This is a genomic window from Janthinobacterium sp. GW823-FHT01H08 (assembly GCF_058797855.1).
Window position 1 is genome coordinate 137,198 of record NZ_CM179504.1, and the last position, 14,101, is coordinate 151,298.

Here is a 14,101-nt window from a genome sequence, read left to right on the forward strand (position 1 = left end):
GCGGCGCTCGCCGTCAGCTTGCAAAGGGCGCCGCGGCGCCCTTTTTGCATGCGTTTGCGCCGCCGCAAACCACCAGCGCCCCTGTCCATTAAGCTGACGGGAAGGCAGGCGCCACCGCACTCCTCACTGGCAATTGCCGATTTTTCTGCTAGGGTGAGAGTCAAGAGCGTCCATGCATATGCCCATCCAGTTCGACACCCTCGATTACGCCAAACGCCTCGCCTCGGCAGGGGTGCCCACGCAGCAGGCGGAAGCCCATGCCACGGCCTTGGGCGAGGTACTGGGCTCGGCCGTCGTCGTGCATGGCGAACTGGCGCTGGAGCGCAATCTGCTGGGGGAAATCAAGCTGGTGTCGCAGAACGTCGATACCAAAGTGGGCGCCCTGGAGATGAAGATCGATGCGCTGGAGCTCAGGCTCGACACCAAAATTGACGCCCTGGAGCAAAAATTCGACGCCCGCCTGGAACGCCTGGACTTGCGCCATGGCGCCGACATGAAACACGTCTACTGGATGATGAGCACCTTGATCCTGCTCAACCTGGGCATCCTCAGCAAACTGATGCTGCAGTAAGCGTGCACTCACTTTCCTGGCAACAAAAAAGCCGCTGCTCCCGGGGGAGGTCAGCGGCTTTTGCTTGCGAGTATAGTAAAGCGTCTAGGACGCCTCTTCCGGCGCCTGGGTAGCCTTGACGAAGATGGGCGCCACCAGCAGGCCCAGCTCGAACAACAGGCACATCGGGATGGCCAGCGAGAACTGGCTGACCACGTCCGGCGGCGTGACGATGGCGGCAATGACGAAGGCGCCGACGATGATGTAGGGGCGCACTTCCTTGAGTTTCGCGATGGAAACCAGCCCCATGCGCACGAGGATCACTACCACCACGGGCACTTCGAACGTGGCGCCAAAGGCCAGGCACATCGACATGACGAAATCGAGGTAGTTTTCGATATCCGGCGTCACCGCGATCGACGACGGCGAAAAGTCGCTGATGAAGTGAAACACGCGGCCAAACACAAAGAAATAGCAGAAGGCCACGCCGGCCATGAACAGCAGCGACGACGAGATGACCAGCGGCGCGATCAAACGCTTTTCATGCGTGTACAGGCCGGGGGCGATAAACGCCCACATCTGGTACAGCACCCAGGGCAAGGCGACGATAAAGGCGATCACCAGCGTCACTTTCATCGGCACGAGGAAGGGCGAGATGACGCCGGTGGCGATCATTTTCGAGCCGGCCGGCAGCGAGGCGATCATCGGCGCCGCAATGAAATCGTAGATATGCGAAGGGCCGGGCCAGTAAAACAGCACGGCGCAGACGACGGCGATGCCGATCGACGCCTTGACGAGGCGGTTGCGCAGCTCGACCAGATGCGAGATAAAGGTTTCTTCCACCGGAGATTTGCTACTCATGAGTAAAAGGAGGAGGAACTGGCGCGCGGACGGAAACGCGCCACGCGGGCGGCCGCCGACTGCACGTGCAGCTTGCCGCCATGGCGCTGCTTGTACCAGCCAGGGATGGCGGAATTGCGCACCAGTTTCTTGCGGCGAAATTCGCGCGCCTTGCGGGCCAGGTCATCGTTGGTGGCGCGCAGCATGGCCTCATGGGCGTCGTGATGCCCCTCATACGAACTGGAATCGCCGCGCCAGGCGTTTTCCACCTCGGCCAGGTTGCCGGAAATCGAATTTTCCACGCCATGCATGGATTTCTCCACACTTTGCTTGACGGAATGGGCCGCCTCCTGCACTTCCTTCTGCAGGTTTTTCAGCTCTTCCAGCTCGATTTCGCGCGTGACTTCGGATTTCACCTGGTTCAGGTAGCGTTGCGCGCGGCCATACAGGGTGCCGGCCATGCGCGCCACTCTCGGCAACTTTTCAGGGCCGATGACTATCAACGCAACCACGCCGATGATGGCGATTTTAGAGAGACCGAGATCGATCATAAGCGGACAAGGCTGTTACCGGACGAGGCAAGCGCCCCGCCACGCTATCAGGACTTGCTTTTCTCTTTCGTTTCGACGTCGATGGTGCTTTTGTCGGCCACTTGCGATGGCGCAGCAGGAGGGGTATTGGCTGCCGGCGCGTCATCGTCGCCCTTGACGCCATCCTTGAAGCCTTTGACGGCCTTGCCGATATCACCGCCGATATTGCCCAGTTTCTTGGTGCCGAAGACCAGCATCACGATAACCAGAACGATCACCCAGTGCCAAATACTCAATGAACCCATCACATTCTCCTTGCGGGACGGTGCCCGAATAGCGTCAACCAATGCCGGTAGTATACACGCGAACCCGGCGCACGGCGAAATCAGTGCTGGCCGCGCCAGGGACGGGGACCGCCGTACACATGCATGTGCAGGTGATACACCTCTTGCCCACCGTTCGGGCCGCTGTTGATCATGGTCTTGAAGCCGCCGGCAGGCGTGCCATCGGCGTCATAGCTGACGGCGCAGCCGAACTCGGCGGCGAGTTTCGGCGCCAGGCGCAGCAGCTTGCCCAGTATTTCCGTATGGCTGTCGTCGCAATCGGACAGGCTGGCCACGTGGCGCTTCGGGATCAACAGCAGATGCACGGGGGCGGCCGGGTTGATGTCCTTGAAGGCCAGCAAGTCGTCATCCTCATACACGATGGTCGAGGGAATTTGTTTTGCAGCAATCTTGCAGAAAATACAGTTATCCACGCACGCTCCAGTAGGTCAGTGTTTGTCTGTTTCGCCAGCGTCGCGCAGCTCGTCCTTGCGCGCCGCCTTTTCCTCGAGGCCGGACAGGCCTTCGCGGCGCGCCAGCTCGTCGAGCACCTGCTGCGGCGTCAGGTCGAACTGCGCCAGCATCACCAGCGAGTGAAACCACAGGTCGGCGCATTCGTACAAGACCTTCGACGGGTCGTTGTCGCGGCGCGCATCCTTGGCGGCCATCACCGTTTCCGTCGCTTCCTCGCCGATTTTTTTCAAAATGGCATCATCGCCCTTGGCAAACAGGCGCGCGACATACGAGGTGGCGGGGTCGCCGCCATTGGCCAGCTTGCGCGATTCGATCACGGCGGCCAGGCGTTTTAACGTTTCACTCATTTGCTCTTGCTTTCCGCATAAATCGTCTCAGGGTCTTTCAGGACGGGGTCGGTGATCTGCCATTCGCCCGTTTTCTCGTCGCCTTCGAACTTCTGGAAGAAGCAAGAATGGCGACCCGTATGGCAGGCGATGCCGCCCGCTTGCTCGATTTTCAGCAAGACCACGTCTTCGTCGCAATCGAGGCGGATTTCCAGCACCTTTTGCGTGTGACCCGATTCTTCGCCCTTGTGCCACAGTTTCTTGCGCGAACGGCTCCAGTATACGGCTTCGCCCAGCTCCACCGTGCGCGCAAGCGCGTCGCGGTTCATCCAGGCGAACATCAGCACGTCATTGCTGCCCGCTTCCTGCGCGATCACGGGCACCAGGCCGTGCTCGTCCCATTTGACCTTTTTCAGCCACTTGGCATTGCTTGCTAAGATGGTTCCGTTCTGCATGTTCTTCTATCCCGCTGATATTGACTTGCTTGTCTTTACGCCAGGCGCATGGGGATGCCCTGCTGCGCCATGAAGCGCTTGGCTTCCTGCACCGTGTGCTGGCCATAGTGGAAGATGCTGGCGGCCAGCACGGCGTCCGCCCGGCCCACCTTGATGCCGTCGACCAGATCCTGCAAGCCGCCCACGCCGCCCGAGGCGATCACGGGAATGCTGACGGCGTCGGACACGCCGCGCGTCAGGCCCAGATCGAAGCCCACCTTGGTGCCGTCGCGGTCCATGCTGGTGAGCAAGATTTCACCGGCGCCCAGGCTTTCCATTTTACGCGCCCATTCGAACGCGTCCAGGCCCGTGGCCGTGCGTCCGCCATGGGTAAACACTTCCCACTTGCCGGGCGACACCTGCTTGGCGTCGATGGCGACGACGATGCATTGCGAACCGTGCTTTTGCGATGCCTCAAACACGAGCTGGGGGTTCGTCACGGCCGAGGTGTTGATGCTGACCTTGTCGGCGCCCGCATTGAGCAGCCGGCGCACGTCTTCCACCACGCGCACGCCGCCGCCCACGGTCAGCGGAATGAACACTTGCGACGCCACCGCTTCGATGATGTCGAAGATCAGGCCGCGGTTGTCGCTCGAAGCGGTAATGTCGAGGAAAGTGATTTCGTCGGCGCCCTGCTCGTCATAGCGGCGGGCGATTTCCACGGGATCGCCCGCGTCGCGCAATTCCGTGAAATTGACGCCTTTGACGACGCGGCCATTGGTCACGTCGAGGCAGGGGATAATACGTTTTGCAAGCATGATGGGTTCCAGATTGTCGCCAGGCCAGGACACGCGCAGGCGCGCCCCGGCCGGGCAGGCTTAAACGGCGGCGTCGGTCAGTTCGTCGGCGCGTTCCTGCGCTTGCGCCAGGTCGATCGTGCCTTCATAGATGGAACGGCCGCAGATCACGCCTTCGATGCCTTCGGCCTGGACTGCGCACAGCGCTTCCACGTCGCCGATGTTGTGCAGGCCGCCCGAAGCGATGACGGGGATCTTGACGGCTTGCGCCAGCTTGACGGTGGCTTCGATATTGATGCCGCCCATCATGCCGTCGCGGCCGATGTCCGTGTAGATGATCGATTCGACGCCGTAGGCTTCAAATTTTTTCGCCAGGTCGATCACTTCGTGGCCCGACATCTTGCTCCAGCCATCGGTTGCCACTTTGCCATCCTTGGCATCGAGGCCGACGATGATGTGGCCCGGGAAGGCACCGCAGGCGTCGTGCAGGAAGCCGGGACTTTTCACGGCCGCCGTGCCGATGATGATGTAGGTGATGCCGGCGTCGAGGTAACGCTCGATGGTGTCGAGGTCGCGGATGCCGCCGCCCAGCTGCACGGGGATTTCCTCGATGTCGTTTTCCACGGCGAAATCCTGCACGGCTTTCAGGATGGCTTTCACGGCGCCTTCGTTCTTCGGCTTGCCGGCAAAGGCGCCGTTCAGGTCGACCAGGTGCAGCCGGCGCGCGCCCTGCATCAGCCAATGGCGGGCCATTTCGGCCGGGTCTTCGGAAAATACGGTGGCAAGTTCCATATCGCCTTGTTTCAGGCGTACGCAGTGACCGTCTTTCAGGTCGATGGCGGGAATAAGCAGCATGGTCAGTGTGGTTTAAAAGTGAGTGAGAGGCGGAAAAAAAGCCGGAGAGCCAACGTTAAGGTTGCCAGTGAACGAAGTTCTTGTACAGCTGCAAGCCAGCGGCAGCACTTTTTTCAGGGTGGAACTGTGTCGCGAAAATATTATCACGGGCGACGGCGCAGGCGAACGGCGCGCCATAGACAGTCTCGCCCACCGTGTGCGCTGCCTCTTGAGGTTGAGCAAAATAGCTGTGCACAAAGTAAAAATACGCGTTGTCGGCGATGCCATCCCACATGGCATGGGACGCCGTTTGCCGCACTTGGTTCCAGCCCATTTGCGGCACCTTGAAGCGCGAGCCGTCTTCCTGCACCTGGCCGTCGAGCTGGAAGCGCACGACTTTGCCTGGCAACAAGCCCAAGCCGGCCGCGTCGCCCTCTTCGCTGCCGTCGAACAGCATTTGCTCGCCGATGCACACGCCCAGCACGGGCTTGCTGTCGGCGGCGCGCAGCAGCGCCTCCAATACGCCCGATTCGCGCAGGCTGCGCATGCAGTCGGGCATGGCGCCCTGGCCCGGCAGGACGATGCGGTCGGCGCTGTCGATGTCGGCAGCGACACCGGAAATGCGCACGTCGGCTTCTGGCGCCACGGCACGCAAGGCTTGCGCTACCGAGCGCAAATTGCCCATGCCGTAATCCACCACCACAATTTTATTCATGTTTGATCCCGGAATCTACAATATAGCGAGAGCGGCGCTCACAGGCTGCCCTTGGTCGATGGAATGATGCCGGCCGCGCGCTCGTCGAGCTCGGCAGCCATGCGCAGCGCGCGGCCAAAGGCCTTGAACACGGTTTCGCACTGATGGTGGGCATTCGTGCCGCGCAAGTTGTCGATATGCAAGGTCACGCCCGCGTGGTTGACGAAGCCGCGGAAAAATTCCAGCGTCAGGTCGACGTCGAAGCCGGCGATCATGGCGCGCGTAAACGGGATGTGGTATTCGATGCCAGGGCGGCCCGAGAAATCGAGCACCACGCGCGACAGCGCCTCGTCCAGCGGCACGTAGGCGTGGCCATAGCGGCGGATGCCCTTCTTGTCGCCGATGGCCTTGGCCACGGCCATGCCCAGCGTGATGCCCACGTCTTCCACCGTATGGTGGTTGTCGATATGCACGTCGCCCGTCGCTTCGATATCGAGGTCGATCAAGCCATGGCGGGCGATCTGGTCCAGCATGTGGTCGAGGAAGGGCACGCCGGTATTGAGCTTTTGCTGGCCCGTGCCGTCCAGGTTGAGGGCGACGCGAACTTGCGTCTCATTGGTGTTGCGCGTGATTTCTGCGGTGCGGTTCATGGGAGGCTCTGGCGGTAGGCTAAACGAGGGATGCCTTGAAGGCATCGTAAAAAAGGGAATTTTCTTCCGGGGTGCTGACGCTGATGCGCAGGCAATTGGCCAGCGCAGCATGCATTTTACTCATATTTTTAATTAAAACCCTGCGGGCAAGCAGTTTTGCGCAAACATCGTCGGAATCCGCCACACGAATCAGAAGAAAATTTGCCTTCGAGGGAAATACCGTCACGCCGGGCAGCTCCGCCAGGCGCCGTGCCAGGTCGTCGCGCGCGCTGTTGAGCAGGGCCGCCTGCGCGTTGAGCACGTCGAGGTGCTCGAGCGCGAATTCGGCCGCCGCCTGCGTCAGCACATTCACATTGTACGGCGGACGCACTTTCTCGAACTGCGCCAGCAAGGCCGGCGCGGCCGACATGTAGCCGAGGCGGATGCCGGCCAGGCCCAGTTTCGACACGGTGCGCATCACCACCAGGTTTTCATATTCGGGCAGGCGGCCCATGAAGCTGCGCTGCGCGAACGGCTCATAGGCTTCGTCGACGACGGCGATGCCCGTGTCGCCCAGGGCGGCCAGGATGCGTTCGATATCGGCAGCGGCGAACAGGTTGCCCGTCGGGTTGTTCGGATAGGCGAGGAAGACCAGCGCCGGGCGGTGCGCTTCGATGGCCGCCAGCATGGCCGGCATGTCCAGGCTGAAGTCGGCCTGCAGCGGTACGCCGACGAAATCCATGCCGGCAAACTGCGCCGAACGGGCATACATGACGAAGGCCGGCACGGGCGCCAGCAGCACGGCGCGCTGGCCCGGCGCCTGGCGGGCGCAGGCCATGGCCAGGATGGAAATCAGTTCATCGGAGCCGTTGCCCAGCATGACGTCGTAACCGGCGGGCACGCCCAGTTTGGCGCAGATGGCCGCCTGCAGGCTGGCGTACGACGGCGGATAGCGGTTCAGCGCCACGCCGGCCAGGCGCGCGCCCAGTTCCTCGCGCAGATGCTGCGGCAGCGGATACGGGTTTTCCATCGCATCGAGCTTGATGTAACCGCTGGCATCGGCTACCTGGTAGCTCTTGACGGCCCGCACATCGGCGCGCACGGTGTTGCTGATTAACTGATCGAGGAAAGACATGCTGCAAACACTCCTGATGAAATGAAATGGAGACTAAATGACGACGTCTTCCGGCACGCTAGCGCTGCGCGCCTTGCGGGCCGGCGCTTTTTTCACGGCGGGCGGCTTTTTCACGGCAGCCGTTTTTCTGACCGCCGCCGGCTTTTTCGCCGCCTTGGCGGGCTTGGCCGCGGGCGATGTGGCCGGTTCGGCCAGCTCCTGCGCGAGGGCCGCCAATCGCTGTTCGATGATGGCGCAGTAGTCGGGATTGAGTTCAAAACCGACGAAATCGCGCCCGCAGCGTTTCGCCGCCAGCGCCGTGGTGCCGCTGCCCATGAACAGGTCGAGCACCACGCCGCCGGGCGGGCACGACGCCTTGACCATGCGCTCGATGATTTCGAGCGGCTTTTGCGTCGGGTGGTCGGCCCGTTCCGGGTGTTCCTTGTGCAGGCGCGACACGCTCCACAAGTCTTTCGGGTTGTAGCCCACTTCCAGCCATTTGGCGCCGATGAAGATCGAGCGCGAACGGGCTTTCTTGGTGGCCGCGTCGTAGGCGATGCGCACCGCGTCAAGGTCGAAGTAGTAATCCTTGCGCTTGACGAAGAAGCCGATGGTGTCGTGCACCGATGAAAAGCTGCGCACGCTGCCGCCCATGGACGGCACGCGGCGGTCCCAGATGATTTCATTCATCATCGCCATGCGCTGTTTCAGCATGACGAAGATTTCCGGCGAATAGCGCCAGGTGAGAAAGATATACAGGCTGCCGTTGGCTTTGAGCTTGGGCAGCGCCGCATCGATCCACTGTTCCGTCCAGCGCAGGTAGTCGGCCACCGACTGCTGGTCCGAGGTATTGCCGTAATCCTTGCCCAGGTTGTACGGCGGATCCGTCAGGATCAGGTCCACCGAGCCATCGGGAATGCGCGCCAGCCCCGCCAGCGCATCTTCGCAATAGACCCGGTTGACCCAGTCCGGCCGCTCCGCCATATTCGTCATGGCTGCGGCTTCAGACGCAGTTCGGCGCTGCGCGCGTGCGCCTGCAAGCCTTCGCCATACGCCAGGGTGGCGGCGACACGGCCCAGGGTTTGCGCGCCCGCCTCGCTGACGTGAATGATGGACGAACGCTTCTGGAAGTCATACACGCCCAGCGGCGACGAAAAGCGCGCCGTGCGCGACGTCGGCAGCACGTGATTGGGACCGCAGCAATAGTCGCCCAGCGATTCGGACGAAAAGCGCCCCAGGAACATGGCGCCCGCGTGACGGATCTGTTCGGCCCACTGCTGCGGGTTGTCCGCCGAGATTTCCAGGTGCTCGGCGGCGATGGCGTTGGCGATCTCGCACGCCTCTTGCATGCTGCGCACCTTGATCAGCGCGCCGCGGTCGGCCAGCGAAGTGCTGATGGTGGCCTGGCGCGGCATCGTCGGCAGCAGCCTGGCGATGCTCTCTTCCACTTTCGCGATGTAGGCCGCATCGGGGCACAGCAGGATCGCCTGCGCCAGTTCGTCGTGCTCGGCCTGCGAAAACAGGTCCATCGCGACCCAGTCCGGGTCCGTCGTGCCGTCGCACAGCACGAGGATTTCGGAAGGCCCCGCGATCATGTCGATGCCGACGATGCCGAACACGCGGCGCTTGGCGGCCGCCACATAGGCGTTGCCGGGGCCGACGATTTTGTCGACGGCGGCAATCGTCTGCGTGCCGTAGGCCAGCGCGCCGACGGCTTGCGCGCCGCCGATGGTGATCACGCGCGTCACGCCCGCGATCGCGGCGGCGGCCAGCACCATCTGGTTTTTCACGCCATCGGGCGTCGGCACCACCATGATGATTTCGCCCACGCCTGCCACGTGCGCGGGAATGGCGTTCATCAGCACGGACGACGGATACGCGGCCTTGCCGCCCGGGACGTAGATGCCGACCCGGTCCAGCGGCGTGATCTTTTGCCCCAGCACCGTGCCATCGGGCTCGGTGTAAGTAAAACCGCGCAATTCCTCGCGCTGGCGTTCGTGGAAGGCGCGGATGCGCTGCGCGGCGATCTGCAGCGCCTCGCGCTGGGCCGACGGCAGGCCGTTCAGGGCCGCCTGCAGTTCGGCTTGCGAAATATCGAAGGCCGCCATTTCCGCCGCGCCGCCATGCGGGATGCGGTCGAAACGGTTGGTGTATTCCAGGACGGCGGCGTCGCCGCGCGTTTTCACGTCGGCCAGGATTTTTGCGACCGACGTTTCAATCGCTGCATCGGTGCCCGCCTCGAACGCCAGCAAGGTGTCGAGCGATTGTTGGAAACCTTCCTGGCTTGAATCGAGCTTGCGTATCTGTATCGGCATAATCGGCTTTCTGCTACTGAATGTGTCTAGGCTTGCGAGGCGCGTTCAAACGCCTCGATAATCGGCTGCAAGCGCTCGCGCTTGAGCTTTAATGCCGCCTGGTTAACCACCAGGCGCGACGAAATTTCCATGATGTGCTCGACCTCGACGAGGTTGTTTGCGCGCAAAGTGCTGCCCGTGCTGACCAGGTCGACGATCGCGTCGGACAGGCCGACCAACGGTGCCAGCTCCATCGAGCCGTACAGCTTGATCAGGTCGACGTGCACGCCCTTGGCGGCGAAATGCTCGCGCGCCGTGTGCACGAACTTGGTGGCCACGCGCAAACGCGCGCCCTGGTGCACGGCCTTTTCATAGTCGAAACCGGCCTGCACCGCCACCGACATGCGGCAGGAAGCGATATTCAGGTCGATCGGCTGGTACAGGCCTTCGCCGCCGTGTTCCAGCAGCACGTCCTTGCCCGCCACGCCGAAATCGGCCGCGCCGTACTGCACGTAGGTCGGCACGTCGCTGGCGCGCACGATGATGACGCGCACGTTCGGATCGTTGGTGGCCAAAATCAGCTTGCGCGAGGTCTCGGGGTTTTCCAGCACCTTGATGCCGGCCGCTTCCAGCAGCGGCATGGTGTCTTCAAAAATGCGGCCCTTCGAGAGCGCCAGGATCAGCTGGGAGCTGTCGCCGTTGTTCGATCCGTTCATGCTCGTTCCTTACTCATTTATGATTTACAACACCTGACAAAACCGTAGCGAGCGAAAGTGATTTGTGGTCGAGAAGCGCAACTGTACGAAGGTACAGTGAGCATCGCAGGCCGCAAAGCACGACGCGCAGTAGGTTTTGACAGGCGTTACTTGATGCGTACGATGTTGGCGCCAACTGCCGACAATTTGACTTCCATGCGGTCGTAGCCGCGGTCGAGGTGATAGATGCGGTCGATCAGGGTTTCGCCGTCGGCGGCCAGGGCCGCGATCACCAGCGAGGCCGAGGCGCGCAGGTCGGTCGCCATCACGGGTGCGCCGCGCAGCTGCTTGACGCCGGCGATGATGGCCGTGTTGCCCTCGATGGTGATGTCGGCGCCCAGGCGGTTCATTTCCTGCACGTGCATGTAGCGGTTCTCGAAAATCGTCTCGGTGACGCGGCTGGCGCCGTTGGCGATGGTGTTGACGGCCATGAACTGCGCCTGCATGTCGGTCGGGAAGCCCGGGTATTCCGTCGTGCGGAAGCTGACGGGGTTCGGACGGGCCGACATCTCGGCACGGATCCAGTCGGCGCCGAAGGTCATCGTCAGGCCCATGGCGCGCAGCTTGTCGAGCGCCGCGTCGAGAATGTCGGTGCGCACGTTGCGCAGGGTGATGTCGCCGCCGGTGGCCGCCACGGCGCACAGGAAGGTACCCGTTTCGATACGGTCGGCGATCACCGCGTGCGAGGCGCCGTGCAAGGCGTCCACGCCCTGGATCACCAGGCGGCTGGTGCCGATGCCGTCGATCTTCGCGCCCATGGCCACCAGCAGGTGCGCCAGGTCGGTGACTTCCGGTTCGCAGGCGGCGTTTTCCAGGATGGTCTCGCCTTCGGCCAGGGTCGCGGCCATCAGCAGATTTTCGGTGCCGGTGACGGTGATCATGTCGGTGACGATGCGCGCGCCCTTGAGCTTGGCGCACTTGGCGTAGATGTAGCCCGCTTCGATGCGGATCTCGGCGCCCAGCGCTTCCAGGCCCTTGATGTGCTGGTCGACGGGGCGCGAACCGATGGCGCAGCCGCCCGGCAGCGAGACCTTGGCTTCGCCGAAGCGCGCCAGCATGGGGCCCAGCACGAGGATCGAGGCGCGCATGGTTTTCACCAGCTCATACGGCGCTTCCAGGGTGTCGATGGCGCTGCCGTTGAGAACCACGCGGTCGCCGTCCTGCTGCACTTTCAGGCCCGTCTGGCCCAGCAATTTGAGCATGGTGGCCACGTCGTGCAAATGCGGCACGTTGGTCAGGTCCAGGTCGCCCGCGGTCAAGAGACCCGCGCACAGGATGGGCAGGGCGGCGTTTTTCGCGCCGGAGATGGCGATGTCGCCGTTCAGGCGGTTGCCGCCGTTGATGAGGAGCTTGTCCATGTGCTTATCCTTGGAATTCTTCAGGTGTCAGGGTTTTCATCGACAGCGCGTGGATTTCTTCGCGCATGCGGTCGCCCAGCGCCGCGTAGACGATCTGGTGACGCTGGATCAGGCGCTTGCCGGCAAACGCGGGCGAGACGATCACGGCCTGGAAGTGCTGGCCATCGCCCTCCACTTCGAGGTGCGTGCATTCGAGGCCGGCCGACAGGTAGCCGTGGATCAGTTCTGGAGTGGTGGTCACGATAAGTCCTTGATATTGAATAATGTAGTGATGTGATGTGCCGTAATCAATGGCGCAATCTGTAACCGCTTTTCAGCAGGCGGATCGATGCCAGCGCCAGGATCACGAGGAAGCCGGCGACGATGGAAAGACTGAGCCACGGGCTGACGTCGGACACGCCGAAGAAGCCGTAGCGGAAGCCGTCGATCATGTAGAAGAAGGGGTTCAGGTGCGATACCGTCTGCCAGAATGGCGGCAGCGAGTGGATCGAATAGAACACGCCCGACAAAAAGGTGGCCGGCATGATCAAAAAGTTCTGGAAGGCGGCCAGCTGGTCGAATTTCTCGGCCCAGATGCCGGCGATCAGGCCCATTGTGCCCAGCATGGCGGCGCCGAGAAACGCGAAGATGACGATCCACAGCGGCGCGACAAACGACAGGTCGGCGAACCAGCAGGTGATGGCAAACACGCCAAAGCCCACGGCCAGGCCGCGCGCGACGGAAGCGAGTACATACGCCGAGAAGATTTCCCAGTGCGACAGGGGCGTGAGCAGCACGAACACCAGGTTGCCTGTGATCTTGGACTGGATCAGCGAGGACGAGGAATTGGCAAACGCGTTTTGCAGCACGCTCATCATCACCAGGCCGGGAATCAGAAAGGCCGTGTAGCTGACGCCGGGGCTCGGCTCCACGCGGCCGTCGAGCACATGGCCGAACACCAGCAGGTACAGCATCGACGTGAGCATGGGTGCGGCCACGGTTTGCGTCGCCACTTTCCAGAAGCGCAGCGTCTCTTTGTAGACGAGGGTGCGGAATCCTGTCGAAATCATACGGTACCTTTATCCATGATCTGCAAGAAGATATCTTCCAGGTCGGCTTGTTGCAATTGCATTTCATCGATCTCGACGCCCGCCTCGCGCAGGCGGGCGAGGATTTTCTCGACTTCGCTGTATTCGTTGACGCGCAGGCTGAACTTGTTCGGCGCCTGCTGTTCTTCCGGGTGCAGCACCAGGTGCTGCAGGTCGGCCGGCAGGCTGCCGTGTTTCAGGTGCACCTGCAGCTGCGAGCCGGCGATGCGGCGGATCAGCGCCGACATGGTGTCGAGCGCCACCACCTTCCCGCTTTTCAGCATGGCCACGCGCTGGCACATGGCTTGCGCCTCTTCCAGGTAGTGGGTGGTCAGCACGACCGTGTGGCCGCCTTCGCGGTTCAGGCGCGAGATGAACTTCCACAGGGTCTGGCGCAGTTCCACGTCGACGCCGGCCGTCGGTTCATCGAGCACGATGACGGGCGGCTTGTGCACCAGCGCCTGGGCCACGAGCACGCGGCGCTTCATGCCGCCGGACAGGGCGCGCATGTTGGTGTCGGCCTTGCCGGTCAGGTCGAGGTTTTCCATGACCTCGTCGATCCACTTGTCGTTGTTCGGCAGGCCGAAGTAGCCGGACTGCAGGCGCAGGGTTTCGCGCACGGTGAAAAACGGGTCGAACACGAGTTCCTGCGGCACCACGCCCAGGTTGCGGCGCGCATTGCGGAAGTCCTTGACCACGTCATGGCCGTGGATCTTGACGGTGCCCGCGTCGGGGCGTATCAGGCCGGCGATGATGGAAATGAGGGTGGTCTTGCCGGCGCCGTTGGGGCCGAGCAGGCCAAAAAACTCGCCTTCTTCGATGGCCAGCGACACGCCGCCCAGCGCCTTGAGCGATTTATAGCTCTTTTCTACATTCGTTATTTGAATTGCGGTCATGTGCTTGTTTCAAGTGTAATGCGTCTGGTGTGATGCGCCAGTTGCCGGAGACATCCAGGCCGGCAGGCCGGTGCAGGGCGCCACCTTCAGGCGAGGACGGCGCAACAGTCAATTATAGTTGGAAAATTCGTGGAACACTTGGAGATCAATCCGGCGGCGCTGCTGGCCTGCCGGCTTGAAAGCTAC

General features: G+C 62.3%; 19 protein-coding genes. 1 reads left to right on the forward strand and 18 read right to left on the reverse strand.

All coding sequences use genetic code 11. The annotated features are described in order from the left end of the window. Nucleotides 1-172 precede the first annotated feature (172 nt). A complete protein-coding gene (locus AC3RCG_RS00560; RefSeq protein ID WP_162995523.1) occupies nt 173-571 on the forward strand; it encodes a hypothetical protein in 399 nt (132 codons plus the stop codon). A gap of 84 nt (nt 572-655) precedes the next feature. On the opposite strand, the gene tatC is transcribed toward AC3RCG_RS00560, so the two are convergent. The 18 genes from tatC to AC3RCG_RS00650 form a co-directional block, all read right to left on the reverse strand. Then, entirely contained in the window at nt 656-1,411 is a 756-nt protein-coding gene (gene tatC / locus AC3RCG_RS00565; RefSeq protein ID WP_035823092.1) for a twin-arginine translocase subunit TatC, read from the reverse strand. Further along, nucleotides 1,408-1,941: a Sec-independent protein translocase protein TatB gene (gene tatB, locus AC3RCG_RS00570; RefSeq protein WP_070313394.1), complete on the reverse strand. Its 534-nt coding sequence runs from the start codon at nt 1,939-1,941 to the stop codon at nt 1,408-1,410. Before tatB ends, tatC begins: the two co-directional genes overlap by 4 nt. A 47-nt stretch (nt 1,942-1,988) precedes the next feature. Then, nucleotides 1,989-2,225 carry a Sec-independent protein translocase subunit TatA gene (gene tatA, locus AC3RCG_RS00575; protein WP_046683197.1) on the reverse strand — a complete coding sequence of 79 codons (237 nt, stop codon included), beginning with the start codon at nt 2,223-2,225 and terminating at the stop codon, nt 1,989-1,991. 80 nt (nt 2,226-2,305) lie between these two features. Beyond that, nucleotides 2,306-2,677: a histidine triad nucleotide-binding protein gene (locus AC3RCG_RS00580; RefSeq protein ID WP_070313395.1), complete on the reverse strand. Its 372-nt coding sequence runs from the start codon at nt 2,675-2,677 to the stop codon at nt 2,306-2,308. 15 nt (nt 2,678-2,692) lie between these two features. Further along, nucleotides 2,693-3,064, reverse strand: a complete 372-nt coding sequence (locus tag AC3RCG_RS00585) for a phosphoribosyl-ATP diphosphatase (protein WP_034753849.1) — start codon at nt 3,062-3,064, stop codon at nt 2,693-2,695. Then, complete coding sequence (hisI, locus tag AC3RCG_RS00590; protein WP_492404890.1) at nt 3,061-3,498, reverse strand: phosphoribosyl-AMP cyclohydrolase; 438 nt, start codon at nt 3,496-3,498, stop codon at nt 3,061-3,063. Before hisI ends, AC3RCG_RS00585 begins: the two co-directional genes overlap by 4 nt. A gap of 35 nt (nt 3,499-3,533) precedes the next feature. Continuing rightward, on the reverse strand, nt 3,534-4,295 hold the full coding sequence (gene hisF, locus AC3RCG_RS00595) for an imidazole glycerol phosphate synthase subunit HisF (RefSeq protein ID WP_070219637.1): 762 nt from the start codon (nt 4,293-4,295) through the stop codon (nt 3,534-3,536). 60 nt (nt 4,296-4,355) lie between these two features. After that, entirely contained in the window at nt 4,356-5,129 is a 774-nt protein-coding gene (gene hisA, locus AC3RCG_RS00600) for a 1-(5-phosphoribosyl)-5-[(5-phosphoribosylamino)methylideneamino]imidazole-4-carboxamide isomerase (RefSeq protein ID WP_070219639.1), read from the reverse strand. 55 nt (nt 5,130-5,184) lie between these two features. Further along, nucleotides 5,185-5,823, reverse strand: coding sequence for an imidazole glycerol phosphate synthase subunit HisH (gene hisH / locus AC3RCG_RS00605; protein ID WP_141171105.1), 639 nt, complete (start codon nt 5,821-5,823; stop codon nt 5,185-5,187). A gap of 38 nt (nt 5,824-5,861) precedes the next feature. Next, the gene (hisB, locus tag AC3RCG_RS00610) at nt 5,862-6,452 is read right to left on the reverse strand and encodes an imidazoleglycerol-phosphate dehydratase HisB (RefSeq protein WP_010402123.1); all 591 of its coding nucleotides are present in this window, start codon (nt 6,450-6,452) and stop codon (nt 5,862-5,864) included. Between the two features lie 19 nt (nt 6,453-6,471). Beyond that, nucleotides 6,472-7,566, reverse strand: a complete 1,095-nt coding sequence (gene hisC, locus AC3RCG_RS00615; RefSeq protein ID WP_121670710.1) for a histidinol-phosphate transaminase — start codon at nt 7,564-7,566, stop codon at nt 6,472-6,474. Nucleotides 7,567-7,599: 33 nt separating this feature from the next. After that, nucleotides 7,600-8,529, reverse strand: a complete 930-nt coding sequence (locus AC3RCG_RS00620; protein ID WP_121671251.1) for a DNA-methyltransferase — start codon at nt 8,527-8,529, stop codon at nt 7,600-7,602. Nucleotides 8,530-8,534: 5 nt separating this feature from the next. Beyond that, on the reverse strand, nt 8,535-9,860 hold the full coding sequence (gene hisD, locus AC3RCG_RS00625; protein ID WP_070219644.1) for a histidinol dehydrogenase: 1,326 nt from the start codon (nt 9,858-9,860) through the stop codon (nt 8,535-8,537). Nucleotides 9,861-9,886: 26 nt separating this feature from the next. Further along, complete coding sequence (gene hisG, locus AC3RCG_RS00630; protein WP_070219646.1) at nt 9,887-10,555, reverse strand: ATP phosphoribosyltransferase; 669 nt, start codon at nt 10,553-10,555, stop codon at nt 9,887-9,889. Nucleotides 10,556-10,701: 146 nt separating this feature from the next. Further along, nucleotides 10,702-11,952, reverse strand: coding sequence for a UDP-N-acetylglucosamine 1-carboxyvinyltransferase (murA, locus tag AC3RCG_RS00635; protein ID WP_070290314.1), 1,251 nt, complete (start codon nt 11,950-11,952; stop codon nt 10,702-10,704). Nucleotides 11,953-11,956: 4 nt separating this feature from the next. Further along, complete coding sequence (locus tag AC3RCG_RS00640) at nt 11,957-12,193, reverse strand: BolA family protein (RefSeq protein ID WP_034753824.1); 237 nt, start codon at nt 12,191-12,193, stop codon at nt 11,957-11,959. A gap of 46 nt (nt 12,194-12,239) precedes the next feature. Further along, on the reverse strand, nt 12,240-13,001 hold the full coding sequence (locus tag AC3RCG_RS00645) for an ABC transporter permease (protein WP_492404885.1): 762 nt from the start codon (nt 12,999-13,001) through the stop codon (nt 12,240-12,242). After that, entirely contained in the window at nt 12,998-13,915 is a 918-nt protein-coding gene (locus tag AC3RCG_RS00650; protein WP_070290317.1) for an ABC transporter ATP-binding protein, read from the reverse strand. Before AC3RCG_RS00650 ends, AC3RCG_RS00645 begins: the two co-directional genes overlap by 4 nt. Between the last annotated feature and the right edge of the window lie 186 nt (nt 13,916-14,101).

Coding starts and splice junctions, on each gene's coding strand:
- AC3RCG_RS00560 (WP_162995523.1), top strand. CDS start 173: ATGCATATGCCCATCCAGTTCGACACCCTCGATTACGCCAAACGCCTC.
- tatC (WP_035823092.1), bottom strand. CDS start 1,411: ATGAGTAGCAAATCTCCGGTGGAAGAAACCTTTATCTCGCATCTGGTC.
- tatB (WP_070313394.1), bottom strand. CDS start 1,941: ATGATCGATCTCGGTCTCTCTAAAATCGCCATCATCGGCGTGGTTGCG.
- tatA (WP_046683197.1), bottom strand. CDS start 2,225: ATGGGTTCATTGAGTATTTGGCACTGGGTGATCGTTCTGGTTATCGTG.
- AC3RCG_RS00585 (WP_034753849.1), bottom strand. CDS start 3,064: ATGAGTGAAACGTTAAAACGCCTGGCCGCCGTGATCGAATCGCGCAAG.
- hisI (WP_492404890.1), bottom strand. CDS start 3,498: ATGCAGAACGGAACCATCTTAGCAAGCAATGCCAAGTGGCTGAAAAAG.
- hisF (WP_070219637.1), bottom strand. CDS start 4,295: ATGCTTGCAAAACGTATTATCCCCTGCCTCGACGTGACCAATGGCCGC.
- hisA (WP_070219639.1), bottom strand. CDS start 5,129: ATGCTGCTTATTCCCGCCATCGACCTGAAAGACGGTCACTGCGTACGC.
- hisH (WP_141171105.1), bottom strand. CDS start 5,823: ATGAATAAAATTGTGGTGGTGGATTACGGCATGGGCAATTTGCGCTCG.
- hisB (WP_010402123.1), bottom strand. CDS start 6,452: ATGAACCGCACCGCAGAAATCACGCGCAACACCAATGAGACGCAAGTT.
- hisC (WP_121670710.1), bottom strand. CDS start 7,566: ATGTCTTTCCTCGATCAGTTAATCAGCAACACCGTGCGCGCCGATGTG.
- AC3RCG_RS00620 (WP_121671251.1), bottom strand. CDS start 8,529: ATGGCGGAGCGGCCGGACTGGGTCAACCGGGTCTATTGCGAAGATGCG.
- hisD (WP_070219644.1), bottom strand. CDS start 9,860: ATGCCGATACAGATACGCAAGCTCGATTCAAGCCAGGAAGGTTTCCAA.
- hisG (WP_070219646.1), bottom strand. CDS start 10,555: ATGAACGGATCGAACAACGGCGACAGCTCCCAGCTGATCCTGGCGCTC.
- murA (WP_070290314.1), bottom strand. CDS start 11,952: ATGGACAAGCTCCTCATCAACGGCGGCAACCGCCTGAACGGCGACATC.
- AC3RCG_RS00645 (WP_492404885.1), bottom strand. CDS start 13,001: ATGATTTCGACAGGATTCCGCACCCTCGTCTACAAAGAGACGCTGCGC.
- AC3RCG_RS00650 (WP_070290317.1), bottom strand. CDS start 13,915: ATGACCGCAATTCAAATAACGAATGTAGAAAAGAGCTATAAATCGCTC.